We start from the raw sequence: 12,169 nt of genomic DNA, 5'->3' as shown, positions 1-12,169 counted from the left end.
GTAGCGGCAGCAGAAGTCAACTGGCGCAATCAGCGATTTTCTGAGGTCTTGCGCCCCTTATACCCTGTCTTGCTTCGCAAGGGAAATGTCACGCGCTCCTCATGAGTTCCATCAAGCGATTTTCCATAGAATTGGGCAGTGGACTGGCGGCGCGCAGCATTGCCGTAGAACAACGCCTGGGCGCGACGCCTGGCCTCTTCTGGCTCAATGGCTTCCGCTCGGTCATGGGTGGCGCCAAGGCCAAGGCGCTCGATGCTCTGGGGGCGGAACGGGGTCTTGCCGTCACCCGCTTCGACTATTCCGGCCATGGGGCGTCGGGCGGCGCCTTCGATGACGGCACCATCAGCCGCTGGCTGGAAGAAGCAGAGGCCGTGTTCGCAACGACTGCGGGCCCGCAGATCGTCTGCGGTTCATCCATGGGCGGCTGGATCGCGCTACTCCTCGCCCGCCGGCAATTGGCGCGCGGCACCCCACTCAAGGGCCTGGTGCTGATCGCCCCGGCCGTTGACGCCACATCGACCCTGATCCCTGCCCGCATGTCCGCAAAGCAGCAGGCCGATTTCGAGCAAGTGGGCTATTTTGACCGAGAAAGTGCCTATGGCGACGGCCCCTATCGCTACACCGCCGGACTGATCGCCGATGGCGCCAACCACAGCCTTTTCGGCAGCGTCATCGAAACCGGCTGTCCCATCCACATCCTGCAGGGCGGCAAGGACCCGGACGTTCCGCCTGCCCATGCCGAAAAGCTCCTGACCCATCTGCTGCACGATCCTGCCACACTCACCCGCATCCCAGATGGCGACCACCGTCTGAGCCGCGAGGAAGACCTTGCAGTGTTGCGCAAAGCGGTCCTGGAGCTGGTTTAGCAGCGCAATAGCGGCCTATTGCCTTATCGCCAGCTTGGTCTTCTGCTGCCCCGCTGCGTCAAAATTCTCTGGCGATAGCCAGCGCTCATATTCGGCGCGCAGTGCGGGCCATTCGCCATCCAGGATGGAGAACCATGCCGTGTCGCGGCTCTCGCCCTTGAGGATCATATCCTGGCGGAAAATGCCCTCGAACACGAAGCCGAAACGCGTCGCCGCCGCCTTGGACGGTTCGTTGCGGACATTGCATTTCCACTCGAACCGGCGATAGCCGAGATCATCGAAGGCGTGACGCGCAAACAGATACAGCGCTTCGGTGGCCATGCGGGTGCGTGACATTGGCAGGCCCCAATAGACCCCGCCGATTTCGATCGAGCCATGTTCGGGACGAATACGCATCCAGGCCTGCTGGCCCACAGCCTTGCCGCTGGACTTGTCGATGATGGCCACGAACCGGTCCGCCCCGGCATTGACCTGTTCGATCCGCGCCTTCATCTCGGCCAGGGATGCCGGGGCGTCGCTAAAAAGCCAGCGATAGCGCTCCGGCCCACCCGGCAGGCTCGAGACGGCATAAAGATCGGCGGCGTGCCGATCCTCGATGGGTTCCAGCCGCACATAGCGACCATCCAGCACGACGCGCTGGGGTGCTGATTTGGCGGGCGTGAGGCTCATTGTTCACTCTCCAGTATCTGGGCAAGGCCGGCGCGATAGTTGGGATAGAGCATTTCAATGCCCAGGGCCGTCTTGATGGCGCGGTTGGAAACCCGCTTATTGTCGCGGTAAAAGCTCTTCTGCATCGGCGTCATCTCCGCCGTCTCGAAGGGCAGGTCGGGCGGCACATCCATCCCGATCAAGTCGGCAGCATAGGCGATTACGTCCTGGGGCGGCGCCGGTTCGTCATCGGCCATGTTGAAAGTTCCAGCGAGGTGCTTCTGCGCTGCCAGCATGGTGACGCGGGCGATATCCTCGACATGGATGCGGTTGAACACCTGTCCCGGCTTGATGATCCGCCGCGCCGTTCGGTCTCGAAGCTTGTCGAAGCTCGAGCGCCCCGGTCCGTAAATCCCTGCCAAACGCAGGATGCAAAGCGGCACACCGCGTTCGGCGGCATAGTCACGCCACTGCTGCTCGGCCACGACACGATAATCCGAGCGCATATTGCGCGGCACCAGTTCAGCACTCTCGTCGATCCACGCGCCGCCAAAATCGCCATAGACCCCGACCGTCGAATAATAGCAGAGCCATTCCAGCGCGCTATCCGCATCGAGATCGGCGCGATGCTCGCGCAACACGGGATCGCCATCGGCATCGGGCGCGATGGAGAGCACCACATGACCAACCGTGCCGCCCCGCAATACCTCACTCACCTCACGCGAGGCCTGGGTGCCATCGAACACCAGCCCGGTGACCCCTTCCCCGGTCAGCGCTATGGCTTTTTCCGGTGTCCGCACCGTGCCGTAGATCGGCGCGAAACCGCCAGAAGCGCGCATGGCTCTGGCGCTGGCCTGCGAGGAAAAACCAAGGCCGAAAAACAAGGTCGCCATCACACCGCTCCGTTCCATTCTTCGCGCACGTCGGCGTCGCTTTCCTGCGCCAACCGCTCCTGCCTTACCGCATCGGCCCCTTGCGGGTCGAGCCGGCGCAGTGCCCAGATCGCGGCACCCCGTACCAGGGGCGAAGCATCGTCCATCCGCGTGAGAATGGCAGGCAAATGCGCGGCATTGTCCGAATTGCCGAGGCAGATCAGCACATTGCGCAGGAACCGGGCGTGACCGATGCGCTTGACCGGCGAGCCCGAAAACAGCTCGCGAAAGCCGGCATCGTCCAGCAGCACCAGATCGGCAAGTGCTGGTCGTTCGAATTCGGCCCGGCTGCGCAATTTGGCTTCGCGGCTGACGCTGGCAAATTTGTTCCATGGGCATACGGCCAGACAATCATCGCAACCATAAACACGATTGCCCATGGCCACACGAAATTCACGCGGAATGGGCCCTTTGTGCTCGACCGAATAATAGGCGAGGCACTTTCGCGCATCCAGCCGGAAGGGAGCGGGAAAGGCATCGGTTGGGCAGATATCGAGGCAACGCGTGCAAGAGCCGCAGCTTTCGGCGCCAGGCGTGTCAGGGGGCAGTTCTGCATCGGTCAGAATGGCGCCCAGAAACAGCCAGGAACCGAACTGCCGGCTGACCAGCACGGAATGCTTGCCCTGCCAGCCCAGCCCCGCGGCCTCTGCGAGAGGCTTTTCCATCAGCGGCGCGGTATCGACGAACACTTTGACATCGGAACCCAGACGCCGCGCCATCAGCCCGGCGAGCTCCTTGAGCCGACCCTTGATGATGTCATGATAGTCGCGATTGCGGGCATAGGCCGAAATGATGCCGATATTCTTTTCCGCAAGCAGCGCCATCGGGTCAGTTTCTGGCCCATAATTGACGCCCAGAAGGATCACCGAGCGCGCTTCCGCCCAAAGTCGACGCGGGTCGCCGCGCCTTTCCTCGGTCTCGGCCATCCATTCCATGTCGGCGTGCCAGCCCTCGGCCAGCGCATGAGCAAGTTTCTCCGGCAGATCGGGCCGGGCATCGGCGCGCGCAATGCCGAAGGCGTCAAAGCCCAAGGCTTCGGCACGGGCCCTGACCTCGGCGATCAGTTTTTGCGGATCAAGCAAGGGAACGCGCAACCTTCACACTCCCAGATCGTCATTCTCAGGCTTGGCCGGAAGGCTTTTCCATCATCGCAAACGCCCTCGGGTCAGGCCCGAGGGTGACGAGCCGGTGTAGGGGACATATTGCAGACGATCAGAAATCCAGGTCTGCATAGCCCTTGGACGGCGGCATGGCTACGACGCGGTCGTTGAGCAGGGTGCGAAAGGCCGGGCGCGACTTGAGCCGGGCATACCAGTCCCGGCTCTCCGGCGACTTTGACCAGTCGATATCACCCATATAGTCCAGCGTCGAAAGATGGGCGGCAAGCGCAAAATCGGCGAGGCTCATATCGTCACCCGCCAGCCAGTTGCGACTGGCGAGGAGCCAGTTGAAATAGAGCATGTGCTCGCCCAGATTGGCCTTGGCCGCGCGCAGCACCGACGGCTCCGGGGTGGCGCCGCGCTGGTCGCGCTTGGCAATCTTTTCCTCGAGCAGATAGCGCGTCACTTCATCATTGAGCTTGATCAGCACCCATTCGACCAGCCGCCACATCTCGGCGCGCACATAGGGGTCGGCGGGGAACAGGCCCTGCACGGCAGTCGGCGTGTAAAAATCTTCCACCGCATGGATCGAGGCCATGATCCCTACTATCGGCGTGTCGGCGTCGCCGAACAGGATCGGCAAGGTCGCGGCCGGATTGAGCTCCAGCAGATTTTCGTCGCGCAACCAGGGACGCACCTCCTCGACATCCAGGGGCACGCCATATTCGGCACACATCAGCCGAATGAGGCGAGACGCCGGATCAAGGGGATAATGCACGAGTGTTGGCATGAAATGACGCTCTGCTGGCTGTTGATCGCCGCCGCCTTGGCGCCCATTGCGAACAGGACTAAGAGCAGGTGGCAATGCGATCCGAAAAAACGAGTTAGGGGATCAGATGAACGTCGATCAAGGTCTTTTTGTGCCGCTGGTGCTGGGAATTATCGAAGGGCTTACCGAATTCCTTCCAGTCAGCTCCACCGGGCACCTGCTGCTGGCCGGTCATTTCTTCGGCCTCAGCCAGCCGGCCACCTTTATCGTGCTGATCCAGCTTGGGGCGATCCTGGCGGTTCTGACCATCTATTTCGCCAAATTGGGCGTGCTGATCCGCGACGCGCTGACCGGCAAAGCCTATGCCTGGCACTTTGCGGTCGCGGTAATCATCGCCTGTATTCCTGCGGTAATCATCGGCGTTCTGTTCCGCGAATACATCCAGCAGGTGATCTATGAATCGCCCTTGGTGATCTGCATTTCCCTCTTGATCGGCGGCATCGTTCTTCTCGCGGTGGACCGCATGCCCAAGACGGTGCGCTACGACGATATCTATCAGTTCCCATGGTATCTGGCGCTGGTCGTCGGCCTGTTTCAGGTGCTCAGCCTCATCCCAGGCGTGTCGCGCTCCGGCTCCACCGTCGTGGGCGCCATGCTATTCGGCGCCTCCAAACGTTCGGCGGCCGAGTTCACCTTCTTTGTCGCCCTGCCGATCATGATCGGCGCCTTCGGCTATGATCTCTATAAAAGCCGCGAGCTGATCGACATGAGCCTAGGGCTCAACATCGCCATCGGCTTCGCCGCCTCCTTCGTGGTCGGCGCCCTGGTAGTCAAATACCTGCTCGATTTCGTGTCACGACATGGCTTCGCCCCCTTCGCCTGGTGGCGCATCCTGGTGGGTGGCGCCGGGCTCATCGCCATCCTGGTTTTCGGCCTCTGACAAAAAAGGCGCCCCTTTTGGGGGCGCCAGTCATTCGTCAGGAGGAGGTCGGAGAAATTGGGGCCGGCTTAGCCGTTATGGCCCCAATTGTTGTTCTGCTCGCCATTGTCGCCATAACCCTGGCGATTGCCGCGACGCTCGCTCATGAAGCGGTCGAACTCTTCACGATCCTTGGCCTTGTTGAGGTTGGCCATATATTCGTGGAAGGCGTCGATTTCGGCATCGAGCCGCGCACGCTCTTCCTCGAGACGACGCATCTGTTCGGCGCGGTAGTCGTCGAACGCGGCATTGCCGGACGAGGTGTGGCGCGTCGGGCCGAAGCCCTGGTGCTTGTTGTTGCGCATATAGCTGCATCCCTTGTTCCAGTAGGCCTGCGCCTTTTCGGCAGAGCCACCAAATTTCTCGCCCCACAGGATGTAGGCGAGCATTGCCAAGCCCAGCGGCCAGAACAGGATGAAGCCGATGACCATAAGAGCGATGGTCAGAGGGGACCATTGCGGTTTGATAAGTGCTGTGTTCATGTCGTTTCGTCTCCCAGTCACGATGCTTGATAGGTGGTTCTCAAGGGGGTGGGATCAAGCCTGTGCCTATGGAGTTTTTTGACTTGAAATGGGCCCCGGCATTTCCTATGCGCCGGCCCGTTGAGCCGAGTGGGAGGCCATATTGACCGATCAACCCGATCTCGCCCGCCCGCCCGGCTGGCGTCCCCTACGGTTGCAATCGCTGGTGCTGCTGCGTTGGCTGGCTGTCGCCGGGCAAACCATCGGCGTGCTATTCGTGCAATGGGGCCTGGGCTTTCCATTGCCTCTCTGGCAGTGCCTGGCGCTGATCGCCCTCTCGGCCGCACTCAATATTGGTTTAGTGCTGCGCCATGGCAATTCGCTGCGCCTCTCCGCGCGCTTCGCCGCCCTGTTGCTGGCCTTCGACCTCTGCCAACTCGGTGGCCTTCTGGCGCTGACCGGGGGTCTACAAAATCCATTCTCGCTGCTGCTGCTGGCGCCGGTTTCAGTTTCGGCGACAACACTGCCGCAACGCCAGGCACTGCTGATCGCCGTCCTCGCGGCGACCATTGCCTCCCTTATATCGGTGCTGCACCTGCCCCTGCCCTGGGCTCCCGGCGAGATCATCGTCTTCAACCGCATCTATGTCATCGGCATCTGGGTGTCGATCATCTGCGGCGTGGTCTTCATCTCCGCCTATACCAATCGCGTGGCCCATGATTCGCGCCAGATCGCCGACGCGCTAGCGGCCACCGAACTGGCGCTGTCGCGCAAGGAGCAGCTTTCGGCCCTCGATGGCCTCGCTGCCGCCGCAGCACATGAACTGGGCACGCCGCTTTCCACCATTGCGCTGGCTGCCAAGGAAATGCGCGCCGAAGCCGAGGAAGGCAGCCCGCTGGCCGAGGACGTCGAACTCATCATCGCACAGACCGCGCGCTGCCGCGCCATTCTCGCCAAGCTGCGCAATCTGGGCAGCGACCCGGCCGACCCCTTTGCCGAGGCACCCTTGACCGATATCCTGGCCGAAGTGGCGCGCCCGCATGAGGGGCGCGGCAAGGTCATTCTCTTTTATTCGGAAAAGGCCGCCGGCCTGCCACCGGTGCTGCCGCGCAGCGTCGGCTTGCTCTATGGACTGGGAAATCTCATCGAGAACGCCACCGATTTCGCCCGCCAGACGGTCCGCATCGAAAGTGGCTGGGACCAGAGCACTATCAGCGTCTCGATCACCGACGATGGTCCGGGCTTTGCCCCCGAGCTTATCGCGCGGCTGGGCGAGCCCTATCTCACCAGCCGCCCACGCGACCCGGCGGGCAGCGATTCTCACAAGCCCGGCGGCCTGGGGCTCGGCATCTTCATCGCCAAAACTCTGCTCGAGCGCACCGGCGCGCGGCTCAAATTCGACAATGACCAGCCCGCGGGCCATGCGCGGGTAACCATCACCTGGCCCCGCAGCGCTTTTGCCGCACAATCCGACAGTCGCGTTTTGACGTAGAGCCGGCAACAGCATATGGAGAAGCCATGAGTACGATCGAAGATCTTCTGGCTGCCGATCCGAGCCTCCTGCTCGTCGACGACGACGCGGCCTTTCTGACCCGCCTCGAGCGCGCCATGGCGCGCCGCGGCTTTGAAGTGCGTATCGCCGGCACAGTGGCGGCAGGCTTGGCGGCCGTCAGCGAACGTCCCCCTGCTTATGCGGTGGTGGATCTGCGCCTGGAAGACGGCAATGGCCTCGACGTGGTCTCGGCCCTGCACCAGAAGCGCCCCGAGGCGCGCGCCGTTGTCCTCACCGGCTATGGCAACATCGCCACCGCGGTGACCGCAGTCAAGCTGGGCGCCATGGATTATCTCAGCAAGCCAGCTGACGCCGACGACGTCATCAACGCGCTGCTGGCCACGGGCGAAGACAAGCCGGAGCCGCCGGAAAATCCGATGTCGGCCGACCGGGTCCGCTGGGAGCATATCCAGCGCGTCTACGAACTTTGTGACCGCAATGTTTCGGAAACCGCGCGCCGGCTCAACATGCACCGCCGCACCCTGCAGCGCATTCTGGCCAAGCGCGCGCCGCGCTGACACCGTTCACTTCTGCCCTCGGCACGTCCGAGGGCTGGCGCCCGAACAGCGCCAACCTTGAGCATAGCGCGCCGCCGCCAGCCCTGCCGCGCGGCCGGTGGCGAAGCACGCCGTGAGCAGATAGCCGCCGGTCGGCGCTTCCCAATCCAGCATTTCCCCGGCGACGAACACGCCCGGCATTTGTCGAAGCATGAAATTTTCGTCGATACCGGCAAGGTCGACGCCGCCAGCAACGGAAATCGCCTCTTCCATCGGCCGTGTCGACGCCAGCACCAGCGGCAGCGCTTTGATCAGGTTGGCCAGGGCCTCGGGCGGCAGGCTGGCTGCCTCAGGCGCCACTTCGCGCAAGAGGCCAGCCTTGACAGCATCAAGCCCCGCCCCCTTGCGCAAGCGGTTGGCAAAGCTGGCCTTGGCGGGCTGTCGGGAAAGATCACGCGCCAGTCGCTCGACATCGCGCCCCGGCACCAGATCGAGTGTCAGGGTCGCAGCGCCGTCCCACGCGATAGCATCGCGCAGCGCCGCCGCATGGGCATAGACGAGGCTGCCCTCGACGCCCCAGCGGCTGATCACGAATTCCCCCGGCACGCTGCCGATGGCGCTGGTGGCGACCACCGGCTTGATCGGCTCCCCGGCAAAACGCTCAATGAAAATCGAGCTCCAAGCGCGCTCGAAGGCGCAATTGGCGGGGCGGAACGGCGTCAGCGACACGCCACTGTCGGCGAGAATGCCGGTCCAGCGTCCATCTGAGCCCAGTCGCGGCCAACTCGCGCCGCCCAGTGCCAGGACCAGCGCATCAAAGCGCTCGACCTGCCGCCCTTCGGACGTTTCGAAGACAACGGCATCGCCGTCGAACCCCACCCAACGATGCCGGGATCTGAAGCTCACGCCCTGCCCCGCCAGCCTGGCCAGCCACCCCCGCAACAGCGGCGACGCCTTCATCACCTCGGGAAACACCCGCCCTGATGATCCGACAAAAGTCTTGATCCCCAGCCCCTCACACCAGACGCGCAAGGCGGGGCCGCCGAACGCCGCAAGCGCCGTCGACAGCCGCGCACTGGCGGCACCATAGCGGCCGGTGAATGCCGGTTCGGCCTCGGAATGGGTGATGTTGAGACCCGACTTGCCGGCCATCAGCAGCTTGCGACCAAGGGTCGGCATCGCGTCGAACACCACCACCTCGGCGCCCTGCTCGGCCGCGGCCTCCGCCGCCATCAGCCCGGCCGGGCCGCCTCCGATAATGCCGATTCTGGCGCCTGCCATGCTGCGTCCCGTGCGTGGATCTATTCACGCCTCTCTTGGCACAGCGGACAGGAAAGGCAAAGGGCGGGCCGCGTCAGCAGCCTGCCCCCGCACTGAGATCGTAAAACGCAGCGGTTACTGCGCCGCCTGCATCATTGGCTGCAGACCGGCCAGGGCCCGGGCGCGCTCAAGGCTTGCCGGCTGTTCGGCACGATAGCGGCGGCCGATTTCCATCATCAGCACCGTATCGGGCAAGAAGGTGAGTTCGGAGAAAATGCGCTCCCAATCGATATCACCCCATCCCAGCGGCATATGCAGATCGCCAATGCCCAGCGCGGTGTTTTCCTGCACGTGGTAGCCGCGGAAGAACCCCTGCGGACGACCGAAGCTGTCGTGAACATGCAGATGTCCGGTGACCGGAGCCATGGCGGCAATCTCGGCGAAGAAATCGAGGCCGCGATAGGTGCTTTCGATATAGGCGTGGCTGAAGTCGATCAGCGCCACCACATTGGGGTGGTTGACGGCCTTGACCGTCTCGGCCACCTGCGCCGGGGTCTGGCGATACTGGCCCGGCTCGGTGGTAAAGATGTTCTCGAGCGCAATATGTACGCCATAGGGACGAGCAAATTCGGCCAGTTCGGTCAGCGCTTCGCGTTCCCGCGCATCCGCGCCGGCACGTTCGTCGATCTGGTCGGCGCGCAGGTTGCCGCCATGCTGCACCAGCACTCGGGCGCCGACGCGGTCGCAGAGTTCAACCAGCGCCTTGGCAGCGTCGAGCTGGTAACGCTGCGTCACCGGGTCCATGAAGTTGGAAGAGACCAGGCCATGGACAGTGTAGCGGAAATCGAACTGGCTGGTGCTGGAAAGCAGACGCTGCATGCGTTCGGGAATGATGCGACCGCCGGCCATGATGTCGACGCCGGTGATGCCGAGCTCGACGGTGTCGACGCCTATCTCCGCCAGCGCCCGCAGATCTTCGTGCATGCTCTCGATTTCGCCATCAGCCGACGACACGTTGAAACCGGTTCCGATGATATTGCCCATGTTTGGGGCTCCTTAGTCAGGCATTGAGGGGAATGTGTAGGGACTGGGTCTGGCGCGGCGCATCGATGCGGCGGCCGGTATCGTGGCTGAAGACGTGAATGTCGTCCTCGGCAAAGGCGAGGTGCACCGGCATGCCGGTGGTGAGCGGATCCTTCGCGGCATCGACGGCGATGATCGGGCTGCCATCGGCGCGGGCATAGATCAGGCGGGATGCGCCGAGCTCCTCGGTATAGTCCACAACTGCCGAAATGGCGTCCTTGTGGCCGGCATCGACGCGACGCACCAGTTCGGGGCGGATGCCGATCGAGACTTCCCGGCTCACATGATGTGGCGCCAGGGTCGGCAGGCGGATCATGCCCGCCTGGCCATGGCGGAAATAGCCGTCCGCGCCGAAAAATCCCCGGATCAGGTTCATGGCAGGCGAACCGATGAAGTCGGCGACGAACAGGCTTGCCGGACGGTGATAGACCTCCGAAGGCGTGCCAACCTGTTCGACAATACCCGCATTCATGACGATCAGCCGGTCGGCCAGGGTCATGGCCTCCGTCTGGTCGTGGGTGACGAAGACCGAGGTAACGCCCAGGCTCCGGTGCAGGCTGCGCACTTCCGCCCGCATGGCGACGCGCAGCTTGGCATCGAGGTTGGAGAAGGGCTCGTCGAACAGGAACACCTTGGGCTCGCGCACCATGGCGCGGGCCATGGCGACACGCTGGCGCTGCCCGCCGGACAATTCGCCCGGCTTGCGGTCGAGATAGGGCTCCAGACTCACCGACTTGGCGACCTTGAGCACCTTGGCGTCCCGCTCGGCGCGTTTCATGCCAGCGACCTTGAGCGCATAGCCGATATTCTGGCGCACGCTCATATGCGGATAAAGCGCATAGTTCTGGAACACCATGGCGCAGCCACGTTCGCGCGGCTCGAGCGCGTTGACCACCCGGCCATCAATGGCGATGGTTCCCGCGGAGATCGCCTCGAGCCCCGCGATCATCCGCAGCAGGGTGGACTTGCCGCAACCCGAAGGGCCGAGGATGACGACGAATTCGCCGGTTTCGATCTCCACATTCACGCCATGGATCACGTCGTTTTTCTGATAGCGCTTGCGCACATCGGTGAAGCTGATGGCAGCCATGGGATACTCACTTGTCTCGGGTAATGAGGCCGCGCACGAACCAGCGCTGCATGAAAGCAACGACCAGAAGCGGCGGCAGCATGATGATGAGGGCGCCGGCCATGGTGACATTCCAGTCCGGCGTGCCGTTTTGGGCTGGGATCAGCGCCTTGAGCTGCATGACCACGGTGCCGTAGGTGGCACGATCGGTGGTGATCAGCAGTGGCCAGAGATACTGGTTCCAGCTCGACACGAACATGATGGTGGCCAGCGCCAGCATATTGGTGCGGCTCAAGGGCAGCAGCACATCGAAGAAGAAGCGGACGGGGCTGGCACCGTCCATCTTGGAGGCCTCGACCAGCTCATCTGGAATGGTCATGAAGAACTGGCGATAGAGGAAGGTGCCGGTGGCTGTGGCGACCAGCGGCAGGATGAGGCCGGTATATGAATTGAGCAGGTTCCATTCGAGGCTGATGCGCACGCTCGACACCGCCTCGACCAGCCCGGTGATGCCAAGCGTATCGAGGATCACCTGGAACGGCAGGAAGGCGTTCGCAGCGATGGCATAGGTGGGCACGATACGCACTTCGAGCGGCAGCATCAGGGTGATGAAGATCAGCCAGAAACTGATCATCCGCCCGCGGAAGTTGAAGAAGACGATGGCAAAGGCCGAGAGCGAGGCCAGCACGATCTTGCCTACCGTCACCCCGACGGCGACGATGAAGCTGTTGATCATCTTGGGCCCGAGATCGGCCCGCGCCCAGGCCACCTGCAAATTCTCCCAGAGGTGGGACGATGGCAGCAGGTTGATGGGCACCTGGCTCACTTCCTGCAGCGACTGGCTGCCGGCGACCAGCGTGATCCAGAACGGCACGACCACGAGAAAGGCCCCGATGGCCATGGCCAGGTAAGTGACGGCGTCGAAAATGGGGGAGCGTTCGATCATCTCTGAC

13 protein-coding genes are annotated in these 12,169 nt (G+C 63.0%); 4 read left to right on the top strand and 9 right to left on the bottom strand.

All coding sequences use genetic code 11. The features are described from left to right. Positions 1-101 precede the first annotated feature (101 nt). A complete protein-coding gene (locus BGO80_RS06360; protein WP_286720103.1) occupies positions 102-866 on the top strand; it encodes an alpha/beta hydrolase in 765 nt (254 codons plus the stop codon). 15 nt (positions 867-881) lie between these two features. Here BGO80_RS06360 and BGO80_RS06355 read toward each other — a convergent pair whose 3' ends face one another. From BGO80_RS06355 to BGO80_RS06340, 4 genes are all read right to left on the bottom strand, one after another. After that, positions 882-1,535: a GNAT family N-acetyltransferase gene (locus tag BGO80_RS06355; protein ID WP_286720100.1), complete on the bottom strand. Its 654-nt coding sequence runs from the start codon at positions 1,533-1,535 to the stop codon at positions 882-884. Next, positions 1,532-2,407: an SDR family oxidoreductase gene (locus tag BGO80_RS06350; RefSeq protein WP_286720097.1), complete on the bottom strand. Its 876-nt coding sequence runs from the start codon at positions 2,405-2,407 to the stop codon at positions 1,532-1,534. The genes BGO80_RS06355 and BGO80_RS06350 overlap by 4 nt, the downstream gene beginning before the upstream one ends. Then, the gene (gene queG / locus BGO80_RS06345) at positions 2,407-3,540 is read right to left on the bottom strand and encodes a tRNA epoxyqueuosine(34) reductase QueG (RefSeq protein WP_286720094.1); all 1,134 of its coding nucleotides are present in this window, start codon (positions 3,538-3,540) and stop codon (positions 2,407-2,409) included. Before queG ends, BGO80_RS06350 begins: the two co-directional genes overlap by 1 nt. Positions 3,541-3,658: 118 nt before the next feature. Beyond that, positions 3,659-4,336 carry a glutathione S-transferase family protein gene (locus tag BGO80_RS06340; protein WP_126149876.1) on the bottom strand — a complete coding sequence of 226 codons (678 nt, stop codon included), beginning with the start codon at positions 4,334-4,336 and terminating at the stop codon, positions 3,659-3,661. Positions 4,337-4,442: 106 nt separating this feature from the next. Here BGO80_RS06340 and BGO80_RS06335 point away from each other — a divergent pair, with 106 nt between their 5' ends. After that, a complete protein-coding gene (locus BGO80_RS06335) occupies positions 4,443-5,255 on the top strand; it encodes an undecaprenyl-diphosphate phosphatase (protein ID WP_286720092.1) in 813 nt (270 codons plus the stop codon). Between the two features lie 68 nt (positions 5,256-5,323). On the opposite strand, the gene BGO80_RS06330 is transcribed toward BGO80_RS06335, so the two are convergent. Then, entirely contained in the window at positions 5,324-5,776 is a 453-nt protein-coding gene (locus BGO80_RS06330; RefSeq protein ID WP_286720089.1) for a DUF2852 domain-containing protein, read from the bottom strand. Between the two features lie 142 nt (positions 5,777-5,918). Between BGO80_RS06330 and BGO80_RS06325 the strand changes: the two genes are divergently transcribed. Beyond that, on the top strand, positions 5,919-7,247 hold the full coding sequence (locus BGO80_RS06325; protein ID WP_286720087.1) for an ActS/PrrB/RegB family redox-sensitive histidine kinase: 1,329 nt from the start codon (positions 5,919-5,921) through the stop codon (positions 7,245-7,247). Between the two features lie 26 nt (positions 7,248-7,273). Continuing rightward, on the top strand, positions 7,274-7,825 hold the full coding sequence (locus BGO80_RS06320; RefSeq protein WP_126149880.1) for an ActR/PrrA/RegA family redox response regulator transcription factor: 552 nt from the start codon (positions 7,274-7,276) through the stop codon (positions 7,823-7,825). A gap of 6 nt (positions 7,826-7,831) precedes the next feature. Here BGO80_RS06320 and BGO80_RS06315 read toward each other — a convergent pair whose 3' ends face one another. The 4 genes from BGO80_RS06315 to BGO80_RS06300 form a co-directional block, all read right to left on the bottom strand. Further along, a complete protein-coding gene (locus tag BGO80_RS06315) occupies positions 7,832-9,085 on the bottom strand; it encodes a TIGR03862 family flavoprotein (protein WP_286720083.1) in 1,254 nt (417 codons plus the stop codon). A gap of 114 nt (positions 9,086-9,199) precedes the next feature. Beyond that, positions 9,200-10,108 carry a TIM barrel protein gene (locus BGO80_RS06310; RefSeq protein WP_286720080.1) on the bottom strand — a complete coding sequence of 303 codons (909 nt, stop codon included), beginning with the start codon at positions 10,106-10,108 and terminating at the stop codon, positions 9,200-9,202. Between the two features lie 16 nt (positions 10,109-10,124). Further along, positions 10,125-11,237, bottom strand: coding sequence for an ABC transporter ATP-binding protein (locus BGO80_RS06305; protein WP_286720078.1), 1,113 nt, complete (start codon positions 11,235-11,237; stop codon positions 10,125-10,127). Positions 11,238-11,244: 7 nt separating this feature from the next. Continuing rightward, positions 11,245-12,162: an ABC transporter permease subunit gene (locus BGO80_RS06300; protein WP_126149884.1), complete on the bottom strand. Its 918-nt coding sequence runs from the start codon at positions 12,160-12,162 to the stop codon at positions 11,245-11,247. Between the last annotated feature and the right edge of the window lie 7 nt (positions 12,163-12,169).

It is taken from the genome of Devosia sp. 63-57 (assembly GCF_001899045.1).
Classification (GTDB): domain Bacteria; phylum Pseudomonadota; class Alphaproteobacteria; order Rhizobiales; family Devosiaceae; genus Devosia; species Devosia equisanguinis.
The sequence above is the reverse complement of the archived record's forward strand: the minus strand, read 5'-3'. Positions and strand labels throughout refer to the sequence as shown.